Origin of the sequence: uncultured Shewanella sp. (assembly GCF_947501225.1) — a bacterium.
Classification (GTDB): Bacteria; Pseudomonadota; Gammaproteobacteria; order Enterobacterales; family Shewanellaceae; genus Shewanella.
On the sequence record NZ_CANMUW010000001.1, the window covers coordinates 637,672 to 664,333 of the forward strand.

Here is a 26,662-nt window from a genome sequence, read left to right on the forward strand (position 1 = left end):
TTTTTGTAGTCATTTGCTTTGACTCAATCAGGGGCTAAGCAAACATATTTATTGTCAGGAGTTATAACATGGTACAAGCCACTGCAAGACATCTACTCGTAAGTACTGAAGCTCAGTGTGAAGAGCTTAAGCAACAGATCTTAGCTGGCGCAGATTTTGGTGATGTGGCTAAGGCCAACTCATCTTGCCCATCTGGCGCTCAAGGTGGCGATCTGGGTTCTTTCGGTCCCGGAATGATGGTTAAAGAGTTCGATGAGGTGGTATTCAGCGCACCGCTTAACGAAGTGCAGGGCCCGGTTAAGACTCAATTCGGTTATCACCTGCTTGAAGTGACCAGCCGCGGTTAATCGCCTGTAGCGATATCCGGTCATATTACTATGCTCGAGCTTTATACCGACAGATTAAAAGTTCGCTCCCTGAATCGCGATGATTGGAGTGATTTTTTATCGATTCACCAGGACCCTGTGATAAATCAATTTGTCAGACGGCCCGAAGATATCGAGACGCTGCAGCAGAAGTTCGAGCATAGGCTTGCACCCTGGACCTACAGTTCAGGAGAGTGGCTGACCTTAGTCATCGAAGAGCTGGAAACCGGACGTTTCATCGGTTTTACCGGGCTCTACTGTAAAAACTTCGAGTTTGGCCATGCCGAAGTAGGCTACATGCTGGCCACACAGGGACAAGGAAAAGGTTACGCCACCGAGAGCCTGAAAGCGGTCATCGACTGGGCGGCCCATAGCTTCGAGGTCCATAAGTTTATCGCCCTGTGCGCCAAAGCCAATGTCGCTTCGGCAAGAGTGCTTGAGCGAAACGGCTTTCAGTTAGAGGGGATACTCAGAGATAACTACAAACTCGACAACACCTGGATTGACGACTGCAGTTATGGCTTACTCAGTGAGGAGAGAGCAGGCTAAACCGACTTCCTCTGCTTCAAGGTTAACTCTTTCTCCTGCGTTACCTTCCCTTCCTGGGCCGACATCGCCTATTTACAGATCCAATCGAAGATAATCGCTACATTTTGTATTGCTGTGAGTGCTATACTCTCGCCAGACATTTGATTAAAGGTAAATCGTGTGACAGCACAAATCGCGACCTTGGCACTATTGCCGGGTGAAGAGTTCATAGAGCTATATAAAATTTTGAAGGTCGAGTCCATGGTTGGCGGCGGCGGAGAGGCGAAATTCGTTATCGGTGAAGGCATGGTGACCGTAGATGGCGTTGTCGAAACCCGTAAACGTAAGAAGGTGCGTGCCGGTGAAGTGGTTTCATTCAACGGCCAATCGGTTCAGATAGTAGCGGCGCAGTAGAGCAGACGGAGTATATTATGCAATTCCCAGATGATGATAATGGCAAGATGTTATCGGCGATGGCCGATGCGGGTATCGATCTGACTAAGCCGCTGGATGTCGATTTCTTCCTTGTGTTTGACGATCAAAGAGACGCAGAATCTGCGACCGAAGAGCTGGCCAAGTCTGAGCTCGAGGGGGAGATGGAACTTCACCTGAACGATGATGTGGGTAAGTGGGAGCTGATCGTTTGTATCAACATGGTTCCCGAGTACCAGGCTATCGTCGATCAAGAGGTGGAGCTCAACGATTTTGCTGGCGAGTTCGGTGGCGCAACCGACGGTTGGGGCGTGATGCAGCATCAGGAGGGCGATGACGAGTTCGCCGATGATGAACATGAGTGCGGCGACGACTGTCAGCACTGATATCTGCAGTTAAATAAAGGCCACTTTTGAGTGGCTTTTTTTATGCCTGTAATTCATCATGGGCTGCAAATATAACCAAAACAACAAATTGCCGCAGAGGGACAGGAGAATGGCAAAACAGATAAGCTTCGGAACACCGGTGAATGACGCCGAGCGTTGGGCATTTTCTCTATTGGCATCCGAGTTGCCGGAAAATTATATACTGCTGACCAACGTCGAGATCCCGACAAAATCGGGGCAGGCGATGGAGGTCGATGCCCTGGTAATCGGTGAGTGGGGGGTCTATGTTGTCGATGTAAAGGGTTATATCGGCAGGCTCGATGCGGGGCTTCATGCCTGGTCACTCGATGGTCGTGAGGTCGATAACAGCCTGGCCAAGGCGAACTATGTTGCTCGGGTGCTGGCGGGTAACGTCAAGCATAAGATCCCGGTCGGTGTTTACGCGCCCTGGTGTCAGGGGATGGTGTTTGTCACCGGTCGCAAAGGCGAGGAGATCGAGCTGGAAAAACAGCAGGGCTCGCTCAGCATCTACACACCGAAGCAGATTGTGGCGGCGTTAACCAAGGAGTGGGGGCTCACCGCGCCGCGTAGTCATCAGGTCACCGATGAGCAGAAAGAGATGGTGCTCAACACCATAGGTCAGGTAGCCCTGGTCGAGCAACGAAACAACAAGATCCAGGACTTTACCAAGCTTAAATGCCTCTTCATTCAGAGTGGTCTGGAAGTTTGGCAGGCGGAATATAATCCGGGAGAGTGGACCGCGCCCTGGTTACTGAAAATTCTTATCCCGACTCAGTTTAGCGACCAAATTCAATCACAAAATCATGAGACTCAGCTCAGATCCGAGTTTAAACGCCTGCAGGCGCTGGCCGGTTGTTGTGGTGTTCCCTACTGTGCGCCGCTCATTCAGGATGGAGAGCAGTTAGTACTTCCTATCCGTATGCCACGCGGCGTGCCGCTGAATGTGTTGGAAACTGAGAAGCTCACCACCTACCAGTTGCTGGAGATCTTAAGACGCTCTGTATCCGGCTTACAGCAGATCCATCGCCGTGGTTACACCATAGGCGGCTGGACCAGTAACTGTGTCTTCATATCGGATATGGGGGATGTCGAATTTATCGATATCAAGGATAACCTTAATGTCAGTGAAGACATACAGGCCTATGCCCGCGGCTTCCTTGCACTGGCGGAGCAGACCATGCAGCCACGGGTATATCAGTGGTATCAGATGGCGGCCAAAGGAGGCAGCGTCGATCTCGATGCCATCCGCTGCGATCTGTCGGCGCTTATCGATAATGGCGTGTGCGATGCCCGGCCGGAGAGGGTGGAGATCGCCGTCGGCGCGATAGTCGATCATCACTATCGGCTCGAACAGTTCATCGCCGCCACGTCAAACAGCCAGTTCTGGCGGGCGACCCATCTACAGGGGCAGTATCAGTGTGGCGTGTCGATATACAGCAAGGTCGAGTCTAATTGGCCGACTCTGAGTAACCTCTATCGCAGCTTATCCAGGTTGCACCATCCCCATGTCGAAAACGTACTGGGGTTCGGTCAGCTGCCTCAGAGTGAAGAGCTGTTTATCGCCCGCTCATGGGAGCCCGGCGCCTCCCTCGATGAGCTGACAGACATTCAGCTGGGGCAGCCGGTGATGTGGTTTACCCAGCTGTTGACCGGCCTTCAGTATATGCATCAGATGGATATCTACCATGGTGCCATCTGCCCTAAAAATATCATCTGTAACCAGGAGAAGGCGATACTGGTCAACTTCGGCATTGGGCTGGATATTGCCACCAGTCACTACGCCAGCCGCTACGCGGATCCTAAGCTGTGGGAGGCCGAGGGCGATGCCGAGAAAGATCTCTATGGCCTGGTGGCCAGCTTTATCGCGACACTGGCGCCGGTGTCGCTACAGGGCGACGGCGGTCAGGAGGGGATCATTCAGGCGCTTAACTCGTTCGACAAGCAGTGGTTCGGCGAGAAGACCTTTGACACCTGTATGCAGGTGTTAAACTTCGAGTTTGATGTCGTCGGTGGCGTTAACTATCTGCAAGCCTTCGATGTGGCCGATAGTTTAGTGTAACCCATGGTCAAAGGGTGATGAGGAGAGGCGATGTTTGAACCTCTCCTTTTTTATGGTTGGCTGAGCTACGAGCTACAAGGTGCTAGTTTCTGTAGGGGGCAAATATCTCCAGCAGCCAGTCGATAAAGGCCTTGGCCTTCAGTGGCAGGTTTTTCGACCTGGGCGTCAGCACGTAGTAGGTATAGGGACTGGAGAAGCTCGAATCGAAGGGGATCACCAGACTGCCGTCGGCAAGCTGCTCCTCAATGAAGAACCTAGGGATCAGCGCAAGCCCCATACCGCTTACCGCCGCCTGACTCAGCATGTAGAAGTGCTCCATGCCGAACTTCTTTTGCGTGGTCAATGACAGGCCGACCCTCTCTGACCAGTAGGGCCAAAGCTCCGGCCGCGTGGTGTGCTTAAGCAGCGTCATCTGGTTGATATCCTCTAAGGTTTTAAGCTGCGAGGCTATCTGAGGTGAGCAAACCAGGCAGAGGTCTTCATCCATCAACTTAATATAGTTGCAGTTTTGTGGGGGCTTAGTGCCGCTTCTGATGGCGATATCGCAGGGGCTCTTGTCAAAGTCCAGGGCAAAGTCTCCGATGGAGAGGTCGACATAAAGGTGAGGGTAGCGGCGTTTAAACTCCTCCATCCTTGGAATAAGCCAGTTAATCGTCAGGCTGGGCAGTACATTGATTGACAGGCTCTGGGTGAGCAGAGGTTGTGACTTAATCTCCTCGGTCGCATGGCTGATGGTTTGCAGCGCCGCCTGGATCTGCGGCAGGTATCGCAAGCCCTCATCTGTGAGAAGCAGCTTTCTGTGTTGCCTCACAAACAGGGGGACCCCCAGATACTCCTCCAGAACCTTTATCTGCTTACTTATCGCGCCATGCGTGACAAAAAGTTCACTGCCGGCCTTGGTGAAACTCAGGTGTCTGGATGCAGACTCGAAGGCAAGTAGTGAATTTAAAGGTGGTAATTGGCTGTGCATGGTGGCTCTTATTGCGTTAATGTGTACAGTAGGTGAGAATTTCTCACGCTAGAGGGAAGATAACTCCTTTGCCTTTAAGGTGCAAACAGCGTTTAATTGCCCCATTCATAGATGTAACAGATAGAGATGAGAAATACTGATGGCCTTCGAACTCTCCCATGAACTTATCGCATTACTGTTTGCCGTGGCGGTAATGGCAGGTTTTATTGACTCGATTGCCGGCGGTGGCGGGTTGCTCACCATCCCGGCCCTGATGTGGGCGGGCCTGCCCCCGACCGCGGCGTTGGCGACCAACAAGCTGCAGGCCTGCGGCGGCAGCTTTTTCGCCAGCCTCTATTTTGTCCGCAAGGGGATGGTCAAGCTGGGGGAGATGAAGCTTGCCATACTCTGTGCCTTCATCGGCTCTGCACTGGGCACTATCGCGGTGCAGATGATAGACACCGCTTTTCTCGAGGTGCTGCTGCCGTTTTTGATGTTGGCGATAGGCGCCTATTTTCTTTTCTCTAAGAAGATCAGTGAAGATGACAGACACAGGGTGTTAACGCCAACGCTGTTCGCCTTCACCGCCGCTCTGGCCGTGGGCTTATACGATGGCTTCTTCGGCCCCGGGACCGGCAGCTTCTTCGCCCTGGCGTTCGTATCCCTGGCGGGGTTTGGTCTGGCCAAGGCGACCGCCCATGCCAAGGTACTTAACTTCTCCACCAACATCGCCTCGCTTATATTCTTCGCCCTTGGCGGCAAGGTGGCCTGGATGCTGGGCGGCTTTATGCTGATCGGTCAGGCACTGGGGGCCACCCTGGGATCGCGTCTGGTACTTACCAAGGGCAGTAAGATCATCAAGCCGCTGGTGGTTGTCATGTCCATCGCCATGAGTGTGAAACTGCTGTCAGACCAATATGAGCTGTTTTATTGGCTATAGCCTTTGGTCGGCCTTCGAATGAAGGCTGATTACATTTTCTATGTTGATCCATTTGGCTTATTTTTTATTTGAACATGGGTTTATAAATTTTACCTTCATCGTTATCACATGCCTGCGCGGCGGAGCACTCCAGTTTGTACAAAACAGTGGCCTAAATACCTATTGCCACTGCATCCTTTAATGACGACATATAGCTGTGCATTGATGGTTTCTTAAAGCTTCCTTTTACTTCATTGGTAGTGTTCCTTTTCTATACCAAATTTATGTCTTTCCTATATAACTTCACTACGACAGAAAGCGTGAGGGTCAACTTAGACAGTTCTTTGTGCTGTGGGGGAGGCCAACCAAAATGTTTCCTTGAAGCCATTCATGCTATTAAAATACCTGTTGTTTTTATTGAAGTTAGTCACGAATCGATATGTAGCATTGATGCAATATACTTGTAACATTAGTTTTAGGTGTTAATAACTATGAATAGGGAGCATTCAGTGCGGTTAACGTTATTTTCAATATTAGCCATGTTTATATTATTTGGTTGTAATAGTGACTCAGCAGAAGTAGTTGATTGCCCAATAGTCACAGAGCCTGTGATCATAAATGCAGTCACAGTTAAATTTCATGACGCTAATAGCCAGCCTTTAAATGTTTGTGATGGCATAGTTACGATAAGCCGTGACGGTTACCACGAAGTGTTTTATGGATCTAGTTATAGCAATTGTGAGTCAATGTATAGTCTCAGCGGCGGGTACGACTTTACGCCACACAATGTGTTGGTCGAAAAGGCGGGTTACGAATTTCAGGAATTTGAAAATATTACTCCAGTAGAAACTAAGTGTGGTTATGAAACCTTCGAACTAAACGTGTTCCTTGAGGAGTATTAAAAAGGTTAGCTTTCCTGGGCAAAAGTTAGTGGTTTTTGAACTCGGGCTTGCGCACAATAATTCGGGTCAGAGTAAAGAGTAAAATTAACAGAAAAGGATAAATTGTTCACAGTGAATTTGTCCCTACGAATAATGTTACATTCCCAATCTAAATCTCAGGAGCCAAAGACAAAGCACTAACTCAGTTTTGTCTAAAAGTTACTTAAGGTTTAAATCGAAGGGATGAATAATCGGATGCAAGTGAACTTGAAAGCTTCGGTTTCATGGCAAGGTTTCACAAGGTGACACTCTTCGAGCGGGAGATAGGGTGAATATGGCAAAGCCATAAGCTTATGAACGAGAAGCAAGGAAGCTGAAGTGGCATTTATATATGGACATACTTTATCGAACTGGCTGTTAAACAGGGAGGTTGTTTGAAACCGCAGAGCGTATAGGGACCTATCTATTTATAAAGAAGTTATAGCGTCCAGAGAGATTACTTACATTAAAGGTCGTTCTTTCACATCCATGTGATCACGACATCGATATATCCATATATGACACCTGCTGCAAGCAATAAACAGCAATAAAGCTTTGCTACTGAGCATGCGGCCATGTACCAAATCAGCTCAATGAAACAAACTTAAGAAGATACTTAAAACTTGTTATCCGACAAGTAAAGCGTGTTGGCTGCCCGAAGAAGTACGTCTCTGAAGACGAGTTACACATCTTAACTTTTAATATTTAGCTGGAGTCAGTTCAAACTCGTCTCTATCACACTTTAGGGGGGGGTCACTATACAAAGTCTCTAGCACTTTATCATTACCAGTGATTTTAATTAGCTGGACTCTCGATGTTGTGTCTGTTGTTTTGTTGTGTTTTTGTAAAAACACTGCTAGAAAAAGTGTCTGACATTTGATTATTTAACGGAAGGATAGCTATGAAAGGATTCACTTATGGAGCAATAATGCTCTTTATACTTTGTTTCTCTCAACAAGTTGCAGCTTCTAATTATCTGGAGGCTTGTGACACCTCGGAATGCAAAGAGTATTTTAAAGCTTATAAAATTCTGACGAAAAGAGGCCATTCTGAGGCCATGGCAACGTTAGGTGAACTGTATTATGCAGGGTATGGTACAGAGAAAAACCTTGAGAAGGCCCTTAAGTGGTTTAGAAGAGCGGCTAAGTTTGGAGTCGTTACGGCTCAATATAAAGCAGGGGTAATGTACCTTCAGGATACCGAACATAAAGATGTTGATAGAGGAGTGAACTATTTAAAGAGGGCTACCAAAGTTGACTTTTCTCCGGCTTCTTTCGTATTGGGCAAGATATATATCAGTGAGTCATTCGGCTTAAAGGATATAGAAGAGGCCGATTATTGGTTGAGTCAGGCCTATAAGTTAAAGAACTATCAGGCAAAAGTATTTTCACATAATCTTTTGGCATCCGATAACAGCCTATCAAGCAAGCTAACGACTCTTTCTGCTTTGGTTAATAATGATGATTTTAAACTTGGAGAGGATGGTGGATTATCCAGCCCTAAAGGAGAGATGGAAACAATAGTTGTTACTGCTCCGGACTATCACGCATATTTTGATGCTGAAATAGAACGCTTGAATAATGCGAGGCCCGATACATTAAGTGGCACCGGCTCTAATATCGCAGGAAGAACATGCGCTCACCTTTGGGGATGCAGTACTGAAATGGACAGCTTAAGAGTAAGAGATGTGTTGCTATCTGATTGGGGCAGGGAAACAGTGCAGTTCCGAATTGAAGGCGCTGTTTATTATCGAGATTTAAGATGAGAATGTTATGGGGCCGTGGTGAGCTAAGCGGACAGAGCTAATTAAGTTAGGCTAAACAGTTCAAGTTACTTTTCTTATTCTTTGTTACCTTCTTAGATCTTCTGTTCTAAGAAGGTTTTATCAACATCCGTGCTTATAAATGAATATCCAATCGCAGAGATAACTTTATCGAAACCAAAGTCGGGTGATAAATAACCAAAACCCTTTGGTACTCAGCATGCAGCCAAGTACCAAATCAGCCCAATGAAACAAACTTAAGAAGATACTTAAAACTTGTTATCCGACAAGTAACCCTTTTGGCGCTTAGGCTTGCGCATAAGCCTTAGTGACTTCCTCGGCGATAATCGCTATCCCATCGCGCATCTTGGCTTCATCCTGCACATAGTTCATCCGCAGGCATTGGTGGGCGTGGTCCCATTTATGCTCTGACTGTTCCGCCTGGCCGAAGAAGAAGTACTCTCCGGGGACGATCAGCACGCCACGGGCCTTGAGTCTGTCGTACAGCTCCATGGTGGTGATCGGCAGCTCATCGAACCACAGCCAGAGGAACATGGCCCCTTCGGGTTTATGGATCTTGAATCGACTATCTGTGATGGATTGCTGCAGCAAAGATACGGCAAACTCAGATCTCTGTTTGTAGAACGGCTTGATGACCGTTTCGCTCAGGCGCAGCAGATCGCCTGACTCTATCATATGTTTGGCGATGGCCGGGCCGAAACCGCCGGGGGCCAGACTGATGATGCCGTTAAGGTTTGTCAGTGCTTGAGTCGTCTCTTCGTTGGCTATCACTATGCCGCAGCGTACGCCCGGCAGGCCAAGCTTGGAGAGGCTCATACAGAGTATGGTGTTGCTGTTCCAGAAGGGGGTAACCTCTTCGAAGATGATATTGGGGAAGGGGGTACCATAGGCGTTGTCTATGATAAGCGGGATACCGTTGGCCCGGGCTAATCTGTCTAACTTGGCGACCTCTGTATCGGTCAGCACATTGCCCGTTGGGTTGGTCGGGCGGGAGACGCAGATGGCGGCGACCGAGTCATCCACCTCCAGCTTTTCAAAGTCCACATGGTACTTGAACATGCGGTTGTCTAACTGCTCGATCTCCGGCCTGAAGGAGACGAAGATATCATCGTCTAGGCCCGCATCGCTGTACCCGATATACTCGGGAGCCAGGGGCAGGAGTATCTTCTTGTGGCTGCCATCGAGCTGCTTTCCCGCCAGCAGATTAAACAGGTAGAAAAATGCACTCTGACTGCCGTTAGTCAGGCTGATGTTCTTCTCGCTGATATCCCAGCCGTAGGTTTCACGTAACAGATCCGCTAAGGCCCTCAGGAAGGTGTTTTTCCCCTGCGGGCCATCGTAGTTACCCAGTGCCGAGACCAGCTCTCCATTTACCAGCATCTCGCCTGTCGCCTGGTGAAAGTAATCCTGCATCGCAGGGATCGTTGCCGGATTGCCACCACCCAACATGATGGCTCCGGGCGTTCGCAGCCCCTTGTTGAGATCATCCATCAAGCGATTGATACCGGAATAACGATTAAACTTTTCACCAAACTTTGAAAACTGCATGACACCTACACCTGAAAATACCGAAATGGCTTTAGAATGCCTGTGATATCAATATTTGGTGAGAAACGCACCCATTATTTCACTTTTTAGTGACTAATATGGATTTCATCAAAGTTTTGCTAAAAAATCGCAAGTTTTCCGCAGCTAAGGGGTCGCTGAGAGTATGCAGGGGCAGCCAGGCTACCCCCGGGTGGAATAGACAGTTTGCACTACCGGTTATGAGCCTTGCGGCAGCAGGGCCTTCATCATCTTCTGACCTATCTCGACGTGGTGTTGCATGGTTGAGAACTGCTTGGTCACGCCATAGGGGCCGAATGCATAAACCGGAACCGGCGCCGCGGTATGGGTGCCGGTACCCCAGACGACATTCTGTTCGCGTGACAGTGCCCGGCCTATCAGGTCGCCATGGATCTCGTCGCCATAGACGTAGAAGGGTTTGAAGTCATTCACCAGCGGGAACTCAGCGGCATCTAAATATTTATGGCCTGCGACATAGTATTGGTTAGCCTCACGCAGGGCGATTGGACTTGCCTGCTCCGGCGTCACCTTAAAGGCGCTGTAGTTGTTGATGGCGTCGGCCCACTGTTGTCCGGTTGAGTTACCGAACTCCCAGCTCGGGCTGACCTTGTCCATCATGTCATAGAAGGTACCGCTCTGTGCGTATAACTTATCCAGGTGAGAGAGTGCACCAAAGTTGAAGTTGGGCTGATAATCTTTGCCCTGCATGCCGTCACCAGGCAGTGTTGTGGCTTCGGGGAGGTTATGACTGGAGTAACTGAAACCAAAGCTGCCGGTTTCATGATCGGCGGTAATGACAACCAGGGTATCGTCACGATCTTTTACCCACTCATAAACGGCAGCCACGGCCTCGTCAAACTTTAACAGCTCATGTAGCATCCATCCCGCATCGTTCAGGTGTCCGGCCCAATCGATCTGGCCTCCCTCTATCATCAGGAAGAACCCATCCTCATCCTTAGCCAGCAGCTCCAGTGCCTTGAGAGTCATCTCCCGCAGTGAAGGTTGAGTGCAGTTATCGGCTTTTTTACATGCCGAGTAGGCGATACCGTCAGCCATACCCGAGTTGGCAAAGAGCCCTAACAGCTTGTTTCCTTGTGCACTGCCTAGCTGCTCACTGTCGAAGGCAAGGGTGTAGCCATGCTGCTCTTTCGCTTCCAGCAGTAGGTTACGGTCATCGCTGCGCTTGGATCTCTTGTAGACACTTTCCGGGGCGCCAAGGTCGGCCATCACCTGACGGGCGGCATCATCGGTCTTGATATCGCTGGGCAGGAATACGCGGGCGCCACCGGAGAGCAGCAGATCGACGCTGCCCGATTCGATCAACTGCTCGGCAATCTGTGCCTCATAGGAGCGATGAGGCTGGTGTGATGCGAAGGCGGCCGGTGTAGCATGGGTGATACGCGTATCTGATACCAGTCCCGTCGCCTTACCTGCCGCCTTTGCCTTCTCAAGAATGGTCTCGACAATATTTCCCTGAGCATCCAGTCCTATCATCTCCGAACCTGCGGCTAAGCCGGTGGCTAACTGAGTGGCGGAGCAGGCCGAGTCGACCACCAGGCTACCACCCGCACCATATGGCGCATTAAGCGAAAGGCCGAGTTGACCGGCGTTGCCAAATTTCGATAAGGCGGTGGTATTATCCATGGTGTTGTAGGTCGAGTTCGGGGCGCGGCGTGCGTACTCCTCTAAAAGCCCGATCTGCTGTGCGCCCATGCCGTCACCGATCATTAAAATGACATTCTTGACGGTGGTGATCTCTTCAGGTGCCACCTCTTTGATGACCTCAACCTCTTTAACTACTTCTACCTCTTTAATTATCTCGACGGTCTCGGTGTCATCGTTGCAACCTGCCAGTAAGGCGGAGGATAGGGCTAAGGCGAGCAGACTCTTGTTTATCGGTTTCATGGTCAAATCCCTGTGAATTACAGTTTGTTATAAAAGTAATGAATATGATTAATTCGCAGGCTAGGGTAGAGAGTGCGGATGACAGTAATAAGAAAGAACTATGTCAATTTGATGTAAGCATGAAATGGCATCTGTTTAAGGGGGAGGCGGCCCGGGAGAAAGTGGCCGAAGTTCAATTTGCCTCAGTATGAATCACTGCAGCCATATTGTCAGCAGCCCGGTAGCGGCGGTCAAAACTAAAGGCAGCATGATCCAGCGTATCATTCCTGTGCCAGCGATAAACAGCGACAGGCAGCCTTTAAACAGGGTGTTAGATACACTCGCCAACACTATGCCAAGCACCGCCATATTCGCAGAGATATCTTCACCGGCCATTCTGGAGAGGGTCAGGTTAATGGCATCGACATCGGCAACACCGGATGCAATGGCGATTAAGAATACTCCGGATTCACCCAACCACTCCACAATCGCGCGACCAACCAGCGCCACGACCACCAACAAAAGGCCGAATAACATGGCCGATGCCAGTTTCAAAGGGTTCTTGGGTTGTACATCATCGAGTACCTGCTGATTACCATTATGACGATATATGGCTGCCGCACAGCCGAAGGCGACGGTAAGCATCAATACCATAGGCATGAAAAGCTCATCCACTAAGGCGGGGTTAATCAAGGCCACAACCAGAATCATACGGGGAAACATCACACCGCATGCAACGAGCACGCCTACCGCACAAAGCTGTTTCAGACTGGGCTGTTCCCGGGAGAGGCGCGAGAGCTGCAGTGTCAGCGCCGTGGATGAGAGCAAGCCGCCGGCAAAGCCTGTCATCAGGATGCCTCGCTGAGCCCCCAGCATACGGATCATGAAATATCCGACGAAGGAGATGAGTGCGATCAGCACCACCATTAACCAGGTCTCATAGGGGTTTATCGCCTCCCAGGGACCATAGCCTTTGTCGGGCAATACGGGTAATAGCACCACAGAGATGATAAGCAGGTTGAGGCCGGCGTTGAGCTCGTCTTTCGACAGCTGCATCAGTAATTTGTGTAGCACATGCTTGGAGCGCAGAAGTAAGGTGGTGACGACACCACAAACCGCGGCGATAACGATCTGATCCAGCCCGGCCAGCGCACCGAGCAGAAAGGTGATTAGCATGGCCATATTGCTGGTCATGCCAATATCCGATGTCTCGCGGCTACTGATGTAGTAGGCTGCGGCGGTCAGCGCAGTCACACAGGCAAAAGCTATACCGAGAATTATGGCGCCGAGCTGGGCCGTCAGCAGTCCGGTTATTCCACCGAGAAGGCCTATAAGGCCAAAGGTTCGCAGCCCTGCGACTCGTTTTCCTTCGGCGATATTGCGGTTACTCCAACCGCGCTCCACTCCCACCAGAAGTCCGATGGCCAGTGAAGAACCTAATAATAACAGTTGATAAATACTGTTCTCCATCTCTCCTTTCCGCGTCTTTTTTGTTTGATATTGCGGTCTATGGTTAATAGTAGAACAAAGGTGAGTACAGGGCCGGGCAGGATTGAAAAATATGAGAAATACCTGTTCAACCTCATCGATTAGCTGGACTTATACTGCCCTTGAGATGAACAGTTGTCATATGTGCAGGCCAGCCAGGCCCCGGGTCGCTTATCATTGCCTATTGGGTTAACTTTTCTTACTATAGCTGCACTGAAAAATACTTTGTATTTCCGCCGCTTTTTGAGACATTGATGAAATTTATCCACACATCCGATTGGCACATTGGCCGCCAACTTCATAATCAGAGCTTAATCGACGACCAGCGTCATGTGTTGCTTCAAATAGTGGCACTTGCCGAAGAGCATGGGGTCGACGCCGTGATTATTGCCGGCGATATCTACGACAGATCCATCCCGCCGGCCAATGCCGTAGCCCTGCTTGATGATGTGGTCAATCGTCTGGTCAATGAGATGAAGATCCCCGTGATCATGATTGCCGGAAATCATGACGGCCATGAGCGTCTCGGCTTCGCCTCCCGGCAGATGACTGACAGCGGCCTGCATATTATCGGCCCGCTACAAAAAAACATCTCGCCGATAACCCTGAAAGGCAGGTCAGGCGATGCGGTATTTTATGGCTTGCCCTACGCCGATCCCGCAACTGTGCGTCAGGTGTTTGACTGTGAGGCCAGCTCTCATGAACAGGCGATGGAGGTGTTGCTGCAAGGTGTTCATCAACATGACAGTCAAGGACTGCCCAAAGTCGTGATTAGCCACTGCTTTCTCGATGGCGGCAGCGAATCGGACTCGGAGCGGCCATTGAGCATCGGCGGGGCAGATAAAATATCGCCACAGCTGTTTACCGGTTTTGGTTATACCGCCCTAGGTCATCTGCATGGGCCACAGTTTAAAGGGGAGGAGCAGGTCAGGTATTCAGGTTCAATCCTGAAGTACTCCTTCAGTGAGCAGAATCAGAAGAAGTCGGTTACCCTGGTCGAGTTCGATAAGCAGGGGCAAGCGCAGACAGAGTTGTTGCCTCTGAGTGCCAAGCGCGATGTACGCATCGTCGAAGGCTTACTGGCTGATCTGCTGGAGGTGGGCAGGACAGATGTTAATCGTGATGACTATCTGATGGTCAGGCTGTCAGACAAGCATGCAATCTTAGATGCCATGGGTAAGTTGCGCGAAGTTTATCCCAATGTGTTGCACCTGGAGCGAACCGGCCTGATGAGTGATAACGGCCAGCTGGAGATCCGCCGGGATCATATCAAGAAGGGGGAGCTGGATATGTTCAGCGAGTTCTTCTCTCAGGTATCGGGTGAGCCTATGAGTGACGCGCAGCAGCAGGCCATGGTGCAGGCTATCGATGAGTTGCACAAAGGGGAGCAAACATCATGAGACCACTTTCACTCTCGATGTCGGCGTTTGGTCCCTTCGCTTCGACGCAAGTCACCGATTTCGCCGCACTGGGAACTAACCCGCTGTTTTTAATCAATGGTCCCACAGGTGCCGGTAAAACCACCATTCTCGATGCCATCTGCTTTGCCTTGTATGGTAAGACAACCGGTGATGAGCGCGAAGGCAGCCAGATGCGTTGCGACTTAGCCATCGATTCACTGATGACCGAGGTCAGCTTTAGCTTCGCGCTGGGTGAGAAGCGGTACAGAATCAGACGCGTACCCGAGCAGCAGCGAGCCAAGAAAAGCGGCGAGGGATACACGATGCAAAAGCCTGAGGCTCAACTCTACTGTATAGACGCCGATGGCAGTGAGCAGCTACTCGTTGCCAGTAAGGTCTCAGAGGCGACGGCCGAGATAGAGCAGTTGACCGGACTCGATGCCGACCAGTTTCGTCAGGTGATGGTGTTGCCTCAGGGGAAGTTTCGTGAACTCTTGATGGCAGACTCTAAGGACAGGGAGAAGATCTTCAGTCAACTTTTTCAGACGCAGATCTACCGCAAAATTGAAGATAAGTTAAAGCTTCAGGCGTCAAAGATACGCAATGAGGTGAGAGATCACCGTAATAAACGTGACGGCATGTTGCTCAGTGTTGAGCTGGAGTCGGATGAGGCGCTATATAAAGAGCTCGCGGAACTTGAGCCTAAGCTTGTGCATGCACAGGAGGCAAAGGAGCGGACTAAGCTTGGGCTCCTTGAGGCTAATAAGCTGTTTGAGTCGGCCAAGTTACTGGTTAATGACTTCGACGCGCTGGATAAGCTCAAGCAAACAGCAAGCGACTTAGCCGGGCAGAAAGAGAGCGTGGCGCAGCGTCAGCTTCAATTTGACAAGGGGCAGAAGGCGCAGCAATTGAAGCCGGTTTTAGATGTGTCATTGGCGCGTGAAACCGAAGTCAGTCAGGCACAGGATAGCCTGCTTCAGCAGCAAGCTGCTAAGCAAAGCAGTGAGCAGGCGCTGGCACTAAGTCAGGCTAAGTTTGATACCCTGGCGGAGCAAGAGCTGCAACTGCAACGAGCCCAGAGTGAAGAGCAGAAGTTAGTTCAGTTGGTTCCTCAGCTGCAAGGGCTGGATGGTCTGCAAAAAGCACTGGCTCAGGCAACGAATGAGCGGGATAAAGCGAAAGAGAAAGGTATTAAGGAGAAGGGGAGCTTAGAGGCTCTGTCGGCTGAAAAACTCGCCGCAGAAAAACTTATCCCTCAGTTAGAAAAAGTTGCCGGTGAGCTCCTTAATGCTCAGCAAGCTGTCACGGCTCAACATGACCTGATTGAGCGATATCGGCAGTGGCAACAGGCTAACATTGAAGTCAGCACTACCGAGCAGGCCTTAAGGCTCGCTAAAGAGAAGGGGCAGCTGCTTCGTACGCGTTTTATTGAAGCGCAGACCGGCAACAGACAGCTGCAACTCGTTTGGCATCGTGGTCAGGCGGCAAGCTTAGCCTTGCAACTCAATCCGGGGCAGCCGTGCCCGGTATGTGGCAGCGTTGAGCATCCCAGCCCTGCTCATAGCGAAGAGCAACTGCCTACGGAAGAGGAGTTGCAACAAGCTCAGCGCAGTGAGGAGGCGGCAAATGAGGCGCTTAACCAAGCCCGTGCCGAATACTCAGGCTTAAACACTAAGCATCAGGAGCAGTTAAAGCGCTTAGCCGAACTGCTGCAAAAAATTGGTGACAGCAGCAGGGAGTCTATTGAAAACCTGCAGTCACAATTGCTGCAGCGACAGCAGCAGTTAGAACAGGCTAATAACGCCGCAGAGCAGTTAACTCAGCTTCGCAACCAGATACAAGACTGGCAAAGTGCGGAGAGAGAACTTCACGTTCAACTCGAGGCCGAACGTGAGCGTTTTCAAGAGCAGCAGAACCGGGTTTCGAGCCTCAAAGGGCAAATGGAACAAGCCTGTGCGGCCATCCCTGAGCAATATCGCAGCTTAGATATACTGCAAGGCGCGATCAGTCAGGCTAAGGGCCGGGTAACTGAGCTACAGCAGGCTATAAACACCGTCCGTGAGAGCCATACAAAGGCGCTGGAGCAAGATTCTGCGCAATCGGCGGCAGTTGCCGCGGCTCAAGCGAGTGTGACTCAGACTAGGGAGCAAAGTGACAGGGCGCTGTCTGAGTTAAATGAGCAGTTGGCCAGTTCAGGCTTTAGTGATAAACAGGCATTAACTCAGGCACTGGTATCTTCTGAAGCGCTTAAAGATATAGCCAACGAGATAGCCAAATATCAGCAAGATTGTATCGCTAACCAAACGACATTAACTCAACTGAATCAAAAGCTATCTGAGCAGGAAAAACCTGAGCTTGCGGAGTTTGAGTCTCGATTGGCAAGCATTCAAACTGAGCAGCAAGTGGTTGAAAATGAGTGGCAAACCATACAGAGCCGGGTGACTCAGCTGACTCAGGCGCAAAAACAGCTAAAGGATGCGGATGCACAAGCTGAGAAACTTGAGGGTGAATATGCGGTGATCGGTACCTTAGCCGATGTGGCCAACGGCAATACCGGCAATAAGATAAGCCTGCAGCGGTTCGTTCTCAGTGTGCTACTCGATGATGTTCTGCTGGAGGCGAGTCATCGTCTGCAGGTGATGAGCAAGGGACGTTACCGTTTGCTGCGTAAGGAGGAGAGGGCTAAGGGCAATAAGGCATCGGGACTGGAACTCGAGGTCGAAGATGCTTATACCTCAAAGGTGCGACCGGTAGCGACCTTAAGTGGTGGCGAAAGCTTTATGGCTGCCCTGTCTATGGCGCTGGGGTTATCGGATGTGGTGCAGGCCTATGCCGGTGGCATAAAGCTCGACACCCTGTTTATCGATGAGGGGTTTGGCAGCCTGGATCAGGACTCTCTGGACTTAGCCATTCGTACCCTGATGGATCTGCAATCTGCCGGGCGCATGATTGGTGTCATCTCTCATGTTTCCGAGATGAAGGAGCAGATAGGTACCCGTGTAGATATCATCAAATCTTCTATGGGTAGCGAAACCCGATTGGTGTTGCCATAAACGTCATCCGGTAGAAAGCAGAAAGTAAAGCCAGAAGCCATCAGCATTTGCAACCTTAGTTATCACTCTTGTGACATTAAGAATAATTATTCTTAATGTCACAAATCTACTGACTTCTTATGTTTGTACATTCACTTTTTTTTGGTATAAATGTGCCTGTTTGTTTACCACGACAGGTAAAAACGCCAATTTAAAAGTACTGTATCAATGCGATAACAGCCTCTTAGCCAGAGTCTCTACAAGAAGACTCAATGATGACGCTTTGATAGCAGTTTTGTTTCAGTTGCAAAAACTGAAAAGAATAATAATGTGAAGATGGGGCCAAGCTTGCAAACAGGTAAATTATCTTTTTTTAAAATGTCTCAAATCAGTTTCCAGACACTTTTCTCTCTTCAGGAAGCTTCGCTATATAAGAAAGTATTGTTAGGTGCGGGTCTGCTTATCGGAGCCGCGCTCCTGATGCCCAATAACCAAGAATCCTTACCCCAGCGGATCCCTATCGATTTAGATATCGACACCCTTGTTAGTCAGATAGCTTCAACGGCCACGACAGAGCAGGAGCAGGTTGCAGTGCCCGATTTCGATAAGCGCATTGTCAGCGGTGACACTCTGAGTGACCTGTTCGTCCAGGCGGGTATCGATCAACAAACCATGTACAGGGTCTTAGAGGCCGACTTGAACGTGCTGGCACTCGATACATTGAAACCAGGTAATGAGATAAAGTTCTATCAGAATGATAAGGGAGAGCTAGAGAAGCTCGAGCTGTACTTCTCAGCGGCCAGACAGGTGGTGTTTAGTCGTTTCGATGATGGCTCCTACCATGTCGAAGAGATCAATATCGAGGGTATTTGGCAGAACCGTCCCGTGCTCGGAGAGATCCAGGGTTCATTCTACCTCTCGGCTAAAAGAGCGGGTTTAAACTCGGGTGAGATCCAGCGTATAGAGTCCTTGCTGAAGGAGAAATTGAATTTTGCCCGGGATCTGCGGGCCGGCGACCGTTTTTCTGTGCTGATGAGCGATCAATATATCGATGGTTCGGTGACCGGCGCAAGCGATATTTTAGGAGTGAGCATTCAGCGGGGCCGTAGTGAGATCAATGCCTATCAAAACAGCGACGGTAATTTCTATGATGACAAAGGGAGAAGTCTAGCCCGTGCGTTTCAGCGCATTCCTCTGGAGAGAAACTATCGTATCAGCTCAAATTTCAACCCTCATCGACACCATCCGGTGACGGGCCGCATCTCTCCCCACAATGGTACCGACTTTGCGACACCTATCGGCACTAAGGTTATCGCGCCGGGTGATGGCATCGTCTCTTTGGTGACCGACCATAGATTTGCCGGCAAGTATGTGGTGATTGAGCACGGTAATAAATACCGTACCCGTTACCTGCACCTCTCTAAGGCATTGGTGCATAAGGGGCAGAGGGTTTCTCGTGGTCAGGTTATCGCACTGTCGGGCAATACCGGGCGTATTACCGGTCCACATCTTCATTATGAATTTCATGTCAATGGCAGACCGGTAAACCCGATGAAGGCGAATATCCCCATGGCGAGTAAGTTGTCACGTAAGGAGATGAACGCTTTCGAGCAGTTGGTCCAGGTCCGCCAGATGATGATGGGCCGGAGTTAATTCAGGCCGCTAATATTGACTTTATGAACGCCAGCTTGATCGCTGGCGTTTTTTCTTCTCTGTTTTTTCGCTTCTATGCTTGCCGCTTTTTTGTTCAGCAGCTTCACTCATCTAGTATAATTAATACCTGTAGAATTAAATCAGAGCAGAACAGAACTCTACTGTTCTTGCACGCTGTTTACGCCGGCTCCATGTGCCGAACGTTGTCTGGTTGTTGTACCGATTGATATTGATTATCTAACGAGGAGGGGACTATTGCGGCTCATTATGGTTTTTATCCTGTCATTGCCCCTGATATGTTCGGTTGATGCAAGAGAGCTTGTTATTGCTTCGAGTGAGGGGCCGCCTCATATGATCGACGATACCCATCATGGTATCGATCTCGATATTGTCGAAGCGGTGCTCAGGCGTCTGGGCCATGATGTCTCCTATGAGTTTATGGGGCTTAAACGGGCGCACCGGGAGTTGAAACTGGGTAGGGTTGATGTGACGGCACCTGTCTTTATGCAGGCGGACAGCGATGGCAGCTATATATCTGATTCAATCGTGTTGTACCAGCCTATGGTATTTTCTCTTAAGGCAAGTGGCCTGAACCCTGCAACAATAGCCGATCTTCAGGGACATAGCTTATTGACCTTTCAGGGAGCACCGGGCTACTTCGGCGAAGAGTTTGAACAGGTTGCAAAGGGAAACTCATATCAGGAGTTGACCGATATGGGGGCGATAGCCGAGCTGTTAACAAAGGGGCGTTATGAGTATGCGGTGCTGGATAAATATATATTTTATTACTACTACCGCTTGAACGATAAGCGCCGTGATGTGTCTATCTTCACCGAACATAAGCTGATCCCGCCGGTTCCTGCAAGCAGTGCCTTTCATGATGCAACATTAAGGGATGAATTTAATCGGGAGCTGAAGCTGTTTATGGAAAGTCAGGAGTATAAACAGATTTTCGAACGATACCTGGGCTCGGCCCAGCTTACTAACGAGCTGGTCGAGCCGGATTCAGATGTGGATTTCAGGCTCAATTAGTTAACCGAATGTTTGGAAGTCCCGCTTGCCTTTATTGCGCATCGACAACGTCCCTGCTTAAGTGCGGGGCAGGATTGACATGGTTTAGCCTTGAAGGGGCGTGAGGCGTCTACTGTCAGGGGGAGCCCTGTGGCAGCCTGTGGGGCTGCGGGGGCGCCCGTCGTTATCGGTAGCGTGATCTGCTGGTTGCGAACCTGTTCAGCCAGTTTTAATCGATATTTTTGAATTTTTGCCCGGTATTTGATCTGTTTATGGAGGCGTTTCGAAACCAGCTCAATATTGTCTATGTCACGAATAAGTTTATGCTGGTTTTTTAACAGTTTCGCTTCCGCTTTCTCCAGTTTCTTCGAATATTTTGCCTGCAGTTCGAACTCTGTGATTCTGACTTGATGCATCGTTTAGACCGTTGCGGATATTTCTCCCTATAATTGTAAACGATAATTATTATCAATCAAGGCTTAATATAGAAACGGTACTCTTAATTGTCAGTAAACCTTAACACCAGACTCGAGCAGGGTCAGCAGTAATCTCAGGTCGAACTCCAGCTGGTGATAATCCGCCTCCATATGACAGCAGAGTTGATAGAAGGCTTTATTGTGATCTTTCTCTTTCAGGTGGGCGAGCTCATGAACGACGACCATCCGCAGCAGTGGCTCAGGTACCCTCTTCAAGCGTGACGATATACGGATCTCATTCTTAGCCTTGGTCTTTCTGCCTTGTGCTCTGGATACGAATGAGTGGAGACCCAGAGCCTGATGGGTGAGACTGATCTTGTCATCAAACAGTATTTTCGACACGGGTTGAGACTTACGCAGGTAGCGGTTTTTGATCTCCATCGTATAGTCGTACAGAGCCTTGTCTGTTCGGATCTGATGGATATCGGGATGTCGATTCAGGAGCACTGACTTAAGCTTGCCATTGGCGAGTAACTCTGAGACCTGAGCTTGTATTGGCTCTTGATAACCTGCTAAGTATTTGAGTGTATTCATCTGTATCACATGTAAGGAGATAAAGAAAAGGGTGCCGATAGCACCCTTTTCTTATGTCGAGTCATAGCCCGGGATTATTACGCATTATCCCAAACATTGAAAATATGTTGGTTGTGGTAAGCGTAGGCGGCATCGAAAGCCAAACGCTGGAAACGTTTCAGCCCCAAACCATCAAAGTCGACTAATGGTGGGTTGCGTTTCAGGCGCTCTTTAATCGTGACCGGAGACATCAATACCACAGGCAGGTCGATAAGCTGAATAGCGGCTTCGGCTTTAAAGCTGGTGGCGCTACCGGCTAGTTTACCTTTCTGCTCGCGAGAAACGATAACCACTTTATCTACTTTGTAATCTTCCATCAATTTACCGAATGCAAAGTGGAAGTCACGAATAGACTCAGTCGTTTCTGAATGTGAAATGACGAATGACTGCTGACGGCAATCGGGTACGTTAAATGTTTCACCTTCATAGCTCAACAGACTGATGATGGCTTCGCCACCTTTTAACTCAACGCCACAAACTCTCATGTTATACCTTTAAATCGTTGTTGGTTTTGTTACCAGCGGCTCTACTTCTGGCTAGTGGAAACCGGTAAATTATCGATGAACAGATACGGGTAATAGAGCTAAGATGATCATTAGCCGTATCATAAAACTGTTTATTCAGGCGTTTCCTGAAGTTTAGACTTCGGCTTTCTTAGCATAGGGGCATCACCCACATCTATGCCGGTGATAAAGCGCTTATCTTGTTTTGCTTTCGATTTAGCCTTGGCTTTACTCTTGGCCGCCTTCGCCGCTGCACTCTTGGCATTTGCCTTTGGTTTTCTCTTCGCCTTAGGCTTATCTTTCAGGCCGCTGAATTTGGCTTCCAGGCCATCGATCACGCTGAACTCAAATGTTTTGCGAAGGAATTGCTGTACCTGCTGGAAGTTGGCCCAATCTTTCGGTCCAACCAGAGAGATTGCGTCCCCCTTGGCCCCGGCCCGGCCTGTGCGGCCGATCCTATGCACATACTCTTCGGCAAATTTAGGCATATCGAAGTTGATAACCAAGGATACGTTGAGCAGATCCAGGCCACGGGAAGCCACATCTGTGGTCACCAGAATATCCTGTAGCCCCCTGGCGAACTGATCCATTATCTGGTTACGGGCATTCTGCTTCAGGTCGCCACTCAGTGATGCTGTATTAAATCCGGCTTCGGCCAACTTGCCCGCCAACCTGTCGGTATCCTGACGGGTGGCTGTAAAGATGATGACCTGTTTATTGGTCTCATTCTTCAGGATATGGCTCAGCAATGCCTCTTTATGATCCAGGTGATCACTGAGGTAAATTCTTTGGGTGATATCCAGGTTTTCTATATTGCCTGCACCTACAGAGACATGCACCGGCTCCTTTAATAACTCGGCAGCGATCTCATTTATATCACTATGATCCAGTGTTGCCGAGAACATCAATGTTTGACGGCGCTTATGGTCGGCGGCGGCATTAATCGCTTTAAGTTGATCGACAAAGCCCAGATCGAGCATGCGGTCCGCTTCATCCAGAATTAACAGTTCGAGGCCATTAAGGTGTAGATGGTGTTGGGCCAGGTGATCTGCAAGCCTTCCCGGTGTCGCCACGACGAAGTGGGGATCTCTGGACAGTGACTTCGCCTGATCGTTAAAGTTTTCACCGCCTAAGATTTTGATCGCTTTATATTGCGTGTTGGCGACCAGCAAGCGTAACTGACTGTATACCTGGTTAGCGAGTTCGCGGGTCGGCAATAATATCAATACCCTGGGATCTCGTTTGCTTAACGCCTTTGTGGAAATAATCCTCTGCATTGCCGGTAACAAAAACGCCAGAGTTTTACCTGAGCCTGTTTTTGATGATGCCATCAGATCTTTGCCTGACAGGCCTACTGGTATCGCCTGCTCCTGGATCTCGGTAGGCTTTTCGATACCCATATGATCCAAACTCTTTAACAGACGCGCATCCAGTGAAAAATCGGTAAATTGCAAAGGTGTACTCCAAAATTGATTCGACTGACCATTATAACCTAACTCGTAGCGGTTCAGCCATAGAGAAAGCCAGATTCATTTTAAAGCTGTTGCGATCCCGGATACTCCTTAATATCGCTGTCAGCGTGTCGGGAGGTGGTGCCGTCAGCTATCAGTACGGTATGTCTGCTGCGCTATAATCTATTAGTGAATCCTTGATAAATAACAGATAAGATGAATCCAGCTTGTTTTCTATCCTACAATTTTGTTTTGCGGGGAGATGTATTATGGCAACAATTGGTATTGCGTTAGGTAGCGGCGCCGCAAAGGGTTGGGCACATATCGGAGTACTCAAGGGGCTCGCCGATATGGGAATCGAGCCGGATAAAGTTTCGGGGTGCTCGATAGGCGCGCTTGTTGGAGCGGCCTACGCGAACGAGCAACTAGATGAGCTCGAGGAGTGGGTTAGAGGCTTCTCCAGTTGGGATGTTTTGAGTTTAATGGATCTCAGCTGGCGCAAGGGTGGCCTTATCGGCGGGGAAAAGGTGTTCGATGTTATTCAGAACCGAATTGGAGACCTGCAGGTTGAGGAGTTGCAGCGACCGCTGATCGCTGTCGCAACGGATCTCTACTCGGGGCAGGAGATCTGGTTCAGGGAGGGAGACCTTCGCCACGCCATTCGTGCATCGTGCTCAATGCCGGGGATCTTACCTCCGGTGAAAGTCAGGGAGCGCTGGCTTGTCGACGGTGCCGTGGTTAATCCTGTTCCTGTATCTGTGAGTCGGGCGATGGGCGTCGATGTGGTGATTGCCGTCGATCTTAACGGGCAGAGCAGGGAGCGGCTTCAAGTTCTGCCTGTGGATATGGCAAGTAATACGCCTTCGGTGGAAGAGGAGGCGAAAGCTCAGGCACATCAGGATACCGGTTTTATGGATCTGCTGGCACGAGGGCGGGATTATGTCGCCAGCTTAACCGATAAGTTTTCCATCGGGAACTCCTCCGATCCCAGCATGCTGGCGGTGATGTCTCAGTCGATGGATATACTGGAGCAGCGTCATAAGCGGGCGCGTCTGATGGGGGATCCGCCGGATATCTGTCTGGTGCCTGATGTTGGCGACATAGGTACGATGGAGTTTCACCGCGCCGAGGAGGCGATTATCGCCGGGGAGCAGGCCGTGCTTCGGGCTAAGCACCAGATTGAGGCAGTACTTGGGACACGTCACGATATTAAGCTGTATGAGCGGAACTGAACCAGTCGGGTGTGATTTAAACGAGCGATAAAGGGGGCTGCAAGGCCCCTGTATCCGACAGTAAACATGCTCACGCATCTGATTAAGCGAGCCTAACCACCATCTTGCCGCGATTTCTCCCTTCGAATAAGCCGATAAATGCGTTTGGCGCCTGTTCGAGTCCTTCGTAGATCGTCTGCTCCGCTTTCACCGCGCCCGTTGCCAGCCACTGTCCCATCTGTTTGGCAAACTCGGGGTAATGGTCCCAATGTTCGAATACGATAAAGCCTTCGATTTTTAACTTCTTTATGATGATCATGGCGAGGTTAGCCGGCCCCGGTGTCGGGGTCGTATCATTGTATTGAGATATCATGCCACACACGGCAATTCTGCCATGGTCATTCATATTATCGAGTGCCGCAGACAGGTGCTCGGCGCCGACATTTTCAAAATAGACATCGATTCCCTGTGGCGCAGCGGATTTTAATGCCGCACTCAAATCTTGTGATCTTTTGTAATTGATTACCCCATCGACGCCCAGGGATAACAGATGCTGCACCTTGTCATCAGAACCTACGGATGCGATAACCTTAGCTCCCATCAGCTTACCCAGCTGGCAGGCCACACTGCCGACAGCACCTGATGCGGCAGAGACAAACAGGGTTTCTCCCTCTTGCAGTTTGGCAATTCGATTCAGGCCCGTCCAGGCCGTCATGCCCGGCATGCCTAAAACACCCAGGAAGTGGGACTCACTCAAGGGCGTGTCCGGCAGGCGAGTATGTTCGCTGCCATCGGTGACGTAGTGGCTTCGCCAGCCCAGCATGCTGCTGACTTTGCTACCGACAGGAAAGTCAGGATTAAGGGATTCGATCACTTCACCTATCGCTCCACCTTCGAGAACCTCACCCGTAGCAAACGGGGCGATATAGCTTTTTCTGTCTATCATTCGACCGCGCATGTACGGGTCGACCGACATCCATAAGTTTTTTACTAGAAACTCACCATGGTTAATCTCTGCCAATGGTGTTGTAGCAAGCTTAAAGTTTGCCTGAGTGGGCATGCCCTCGGGACGAGAATCTAAAAGTATCTGTTGAGCTTCCATAACGCTCCTTTAGTTTGCGCGCTAATTAATTGTGGTAAATTCTACACTGAAAGAGGGGGGATGACAAATATTTTGCGCGCAAAGTAATTTGGTTGAGAACTGAAGATGGTGGTTTTGGACAAGCGGGGATGTTTAGGTAAACGTTTTGGAGTGGTTTGGAATAGATTTGCAGTACAATGGTGCTCAGGCTGAGCAGCCTGATAAGATTTTGGTGATAAAAAAGGTGTAAGTCAGTGGCTGAGAATTCAGAGAAGCAAACTCAAATGAAAAACTGTTCGGAGGATGAGTTACAGGTAAGCTGCCTGTCCGATAGTGTCTGTTTCGCCCTCTATACGGCGACAAATGCATTGGTGCGGGCGTACAGGCCTCTTTTGGAAGAGTGTGACTTAACCTATCCTCAGTATCTGGTGATGCAGGCACTTTGGTTGAATAACGGGGCAAGTTTAACCGCATTATCCCAAGCGACGCGTCTCGATCCGGGTACCTTGACTCCCATCGTTAAAAGGTTAGAGGGTAAAGGTCTACTCAGCCGTAGTGTCGATGTGAAGGATGAACGTAAGAAAGTGATCGAAGCCACCCGAGCCGGGGTTGAGCTGAAGCACCAGGCATTGGCGTTGAAAGAGGTGTTGTTAAATAAGGTGACGCTGACAGAGTCCGACATCTCCTCTCTGCGTGATATGTGTTTGACGCTGACCGAAGACCTCACCAGAAACTAAAAGTGATTTCGAGCTCCTGATCCAGAAATTTGAATGCCCGTATTTCTGGCTGAAACCCTCTGCGCTAACTTGATGAGAGGTTAATTTCTACAAGATATTGACCTCTGTGACGTGGCCTAAGCTTCAACTTCAACCTTGTTTTGTTTTCGAACTATCAATCTTGCTTGTGCAACAATTATCAAAAACTCTCTTCGCTTTGGCATTACGGACGTTTTTTGCTCACATACGTTCAGG

General features: G+C 49.7%; 24 protein-coding genes. 15 read left to right on the plus strand and 9 right to left on the minus strand.

Features of this window, described 5'->3' with window-relative positions; all coding sequences use genetic code 11:
• Nucleotides 1–68 precede the first annotated feature (68 nt).
• From Q1B47_RS02630 to Q1B47_RS02650, 5 genes are all read left to right on the plus strand, one after another.
• Nucleotides 69–347 (plus strand): peptidylprolyl isomerase, encoded by a 279-nt coding sequence (locus Q1B47_RS02630; RefSeq protein ID WP_299788171.1) that lies wholly within the window; start codon nt 69–71, stop codon nt 345–347.
• 30 nt (nt 348–377) lie between these two features.
• Nucleotides 378–914: a GNAT family N-acetyltransferase gene (locus Q1B47_RS02635; protein WP_299788174.1), complete on the plus strand. Its 537-nt coding sequence runs from the start codon at nt 378–380 to the stop codon at nt 912–914.
• Nucleotides 915–1,073: 159 nt separating this feature from the next.
• Complete coding sequence (locus tag Q1B47_RS02640) at nt 1,074–1,307, plus strand: RNA-binding S4 domain-containing protein (protein ID WP_299788177.1); 234 nt, start codon at nt 1,074–1,076, stop codon at nt 1,305–1,307.
• A 17-nt stretch (nt 1,308–1,324) separates the two neighbouring features.
• Nucleotides 1,325–1,711: a ribonuclease E inhibitor RraB gene (locus Q1B47_RS02645; protein WP_299788180.1), complete on the plus strand. Its 387-nt coding sequence runs from the start codon at nt 1,325–1,327 to the stop codon at nt 1,709–1,711.
• A gap of 109 nt (nt 1,712–1,820) precedes the next feature.
• Nucleotides 1,821–3,791 (plus strand): NERD domain-containing protein kinase family protein, encoded by a 1,971-nt coding sequence (locus Q1B47_RS02650; RefSeq protein WP_299788183.1) that lies wholly within the window; start codon nt 1,821–1,823, stop codon nt 3,789–3,791.
• Nucleotides 3,792–3,873: 82 nt separating this feature from the next.
• Here the strand turns inward: Q1B47_RS02650 and gcvA are convergent, their stop codons facing one another.
• Nucleotides 3,874–4,761: a transcriptional regulator GcvA gene (gene gcvA / locus Q1B47_RS02655; RefSeq protein WP_299788186.1), complete on the minus strand. Its 888-nt coding sequence runs from the start codon at nt 4,759–4,761 to the stop codon at nt 3,874–3,876.
• Between the two features lie 139 nt (nt 4,762–4,900).
• Between gcvA and Q1B47_RS02660 the strand changes: the two genes are divergently transcribed.
• From Q1B47_RS02660 to Q1B47_RS02670, 3 genes are all read left to right on the plus strand, one after another.
• Nucleotides 4,901–5,680: a TSUP family transporter gene (locus tag Q1B47_RS02660; RefSeq protein ID WP_299788189.1), complete on the plus strand. Its 780-nt coding sequence runs from the start codon at nt 4,901–4,903 to the stop codon at nt 5,678–5,680.
• A 488-nt stretch (nt 5,681–6,168) separates the two neighbouring features.
• Nucleotides 6,169–6,561: a hypothetical protein gene (locus Q1B47_RS02665; RefSeq protein WP_299788192.1), complete on the plus strand. Its 393-nt coding sequence runs from the start codon at nt 6,169–6,171 to the stop codon at nt 6,559–6,561.
• Between the two features lie 919 nt (nt 6,562–7,480).
• Nucleotides 7,481–8,344, plus strand: coding sequence for a tetratricopeptide repeat protein (locus Q1B47_RS02670; RefSeq protein WP_299788195.1), 864 nt, complete (start codon nt 7,481–7,483; stop codon nt 8,342–8,344).
• Between the two features lie 303 nt (nt 8,345–8,647).
• Here the strand turns inward: Q1B47_RS02670 and Q1B47_RS02675 are convergent, their stop codons facing one another.
• Both Q1B47_RS02675 and Q1B47_RS02680 read right to left on the minus strand, forming a co-directional pair.
• Nucleotides 8,648–9,910: a valine--pyruvate transaminase gene (locus tag Q1B47_RS02675; RefSeq protein WP_299788198.1), complete on the minus strand. Its 1,263-nt coding sequence runs from the start codon at nt 9,908–9,910 to the stop codon at nt 8,648–8,650.
• A 216-nt stretch (nt 9,911–10,126) separates the two neighbouring features.
• The gene (locus Q1B47_RS02680) at nt 10,127–11,833 is read right to left on the minus strand and encodes an alkaline phosphatase (RefSeq protein ID WP_299788201.1); all 1,707 of its coding nucleotides are present in this window, start codon (nt 11,831–11,833) and stop codon (nt 10,127–10,129) included.
• A gap of 44 nt (nt 11,834–11,877) precedes the next feature.
• Between Q1B47_RS02680 and Q1B47_RS02685 the strand changes: the two genes are divergently transcribed.
• Nucleotides 11,878–12,024: a hypothetical protein gene (locus Q1B47_RS02685; protein WP_299788204.1), complete on the plus strand. Its 147-nt coding sequence runs from the start codon at nt 11,878–11,880 to the stop codon at nt 12,022–12,024.
• Between the two features lies 1 nt (nt 12,025).
• On the opposite strand, the gene Q1B47_RS02690 is transcribed toward Q1B47_RS02685, so the two are convergent.
• On the minus strand, nt 12,026–13,282 hold the full coding sequence (locus Q1B47_RS02690; RefSeq protein ID WP_299788207.1) for an MgtC/SapB family protein: 1,257 nt from the start codon (nt 13,280–13,282) through the stop codon (nt 12,026–12,028).
• Between the two features lie 272 nt (nt 13,283–13,554).
• Between Q1B47_RS02690 and Q1B47_RS02695 the strand changes: the two genes are divergently transcribed.
• The 4 genes from Q1B47_RS02695 to Q1B47_RS02710 all read left to right on the plus strand — a co-directional run bounded on the left by Q1B47_RS02695 (nt 13,555) and on the right by Q1B47_RS02710 (nt 20,417).
• On the plus strand, nt 13,555–14,700 hold the full coding sequence (locus Q1B47_RS02695) for an exonuclease SbcCD subunit D (RefSeq protein WP_299788210.1): 1,146 nt from the start codon (nt 13,555–13,557) through the stop codon (nt 14,698–14,700).
• Entirely contained in the window at nt 14,697–17,753 is a 3,057-nt protein-coding gene (locus Q1B47_RS02700) for an SMC family ATPase (protein ID WP_299788213.1), read from the plus strand. The genes Q1B47_RS02695 and Q1B47_RS02700 overlap by 4 nt, the downstream gene beginning before the upstream one ends.
• A 357-nt stretch (nt 17,754–18,110) precedes the next feature.
• On the plus strand, nt 18,111–19,385 hold the full coding sequence (locus tag Q1B47_RS02705; protein ID WP_299788216.1) for a peptidoglycan DD-metalloendopeptidase family protein: 1,275 nt from the start codon (nt 18,111–18,113) through the stop codon (nt 19,383–19,385).
• Nucleotides 19,386–19,640: 255 nt separating this feature from the next.
• Complete coding sequence (locus Q1B47_RS02710) at nt 19,641–20,417, plus strand: ABC transporter substrate-binding protein (protein ID WP_299788219.1); 777 nt, start codon at nt 19,641–19,643, stop codon at nt 20,415–20,417.
• Here Q1B47_RS02710 and Q1B47_RS02715 read toward each other — a convergent pair.
• The 4 genes from Q1B47_RS02715 to Q1B47_RS02730 form a co-directional block, all read right to left on the minus strand.
• The gene (locus Q1B47_RS02715) at nt 20,414–20,812 is read right to left on the minus strand and encodes a hypothetical protein (protein ID WP_299788222.1); all 399 of its coding nucleotides are present in this window, start codon (nt 20,810–20,812) and stop codon (nt 20,414–20,416) included. The genes Q1B47_RS02710 and Q1B47_RS02715 overlap by 4 nt on opposite strands.
• A 90-nt stretch (nt 20,813–20,902) precedes the next feature.
• Nucleotides 20,903–21,406 (minus strand): YgjP-like metallopeptidase domain-containing protein, encoded by a 504-nt coding sequence (locus Q1B47_RS02720; RefSeq protein WP_299788225.1) that lies wholly within the window; start codon nt 21,404–21,406, stop codon nt 20,903–20,905.
• Nucleotides 21,407–21,483: 77 nt separating this feature from the next.
• Nucleotides 21,484–21,930, minus strand: a complete 447-nt coding sequence (locus tag Q1B47_RS02725; protein ID WP_299788228.1) for a DUF3010 family protein — start codon at nt 21,928–21,930, stop codon at nt 21,484–21,486.
• A gap of 131 nt (nt 21,931–22,061) precedes the next feature.
• Complete coding sequence (locus Q1B47_RS02730; RefSeq protein WP_299788231.1) at nt 22,062–23,402, minus strand: DEAD/DEAH box helicase; 1,341 nt, start codon at nt 23,400–23,402, stop codon at nt 22,062–22,064.
• 266 nt (nt 23,403–23,668) lie between these two features.
• Here Q1B47_RS02730 and rssA point away from each other — a divergent pair, with 266 nt between their 5' ends.
• Nucleotides 23,669–24,631: a patatin-like phospholipase RssA gene (gene rssA, locus Q1B47_RS02735; RefSeq protein WP_299788234.1), complete on the plus strand. Its 963-nt coding sequence runs from the start codon at nt 23,669–23,671 to the stop codon at nt 24,629–24,631.
• A gap of 82 nt (nt 24,632–24,713) precedes the next feature.
• On the opposite strand, the gene Q1B47_RS02740 is transcribed toward rssA, so the two are convergent.
• On the minus strand, nt 24,714–25,712 hold the full coding sequence (locus Q1B47_RS02740) for an NADP-dependent oxidoreductase (protein ID WP_299788236.1): 999 nt from the start codon (nt 25,710–25,712) through the stop codon (nt 24,714–24,716).
• A 263-nt stretch (nt 25,713–25,975) separates the two neighbouring features.
• On the opposite strand from Q1B47_RS02740, the gene Q1B47_RS02745 reads away from it, so the two are divergent.
• The gene (locus tag Q1B47_RS02745; protein WP_299788239.1) at nt 25,976–26,428 is read left to right on the plus strand and encodes a MarR family transcriptional regulator; all 453 of its coding nucleotides are present in this window, start codon (nt 25,976–25,978) and stop codon (nt 26,426–26,428) included.
• Nucleotides 26,429–26,662: the final 234 nt, after the last annotated feature.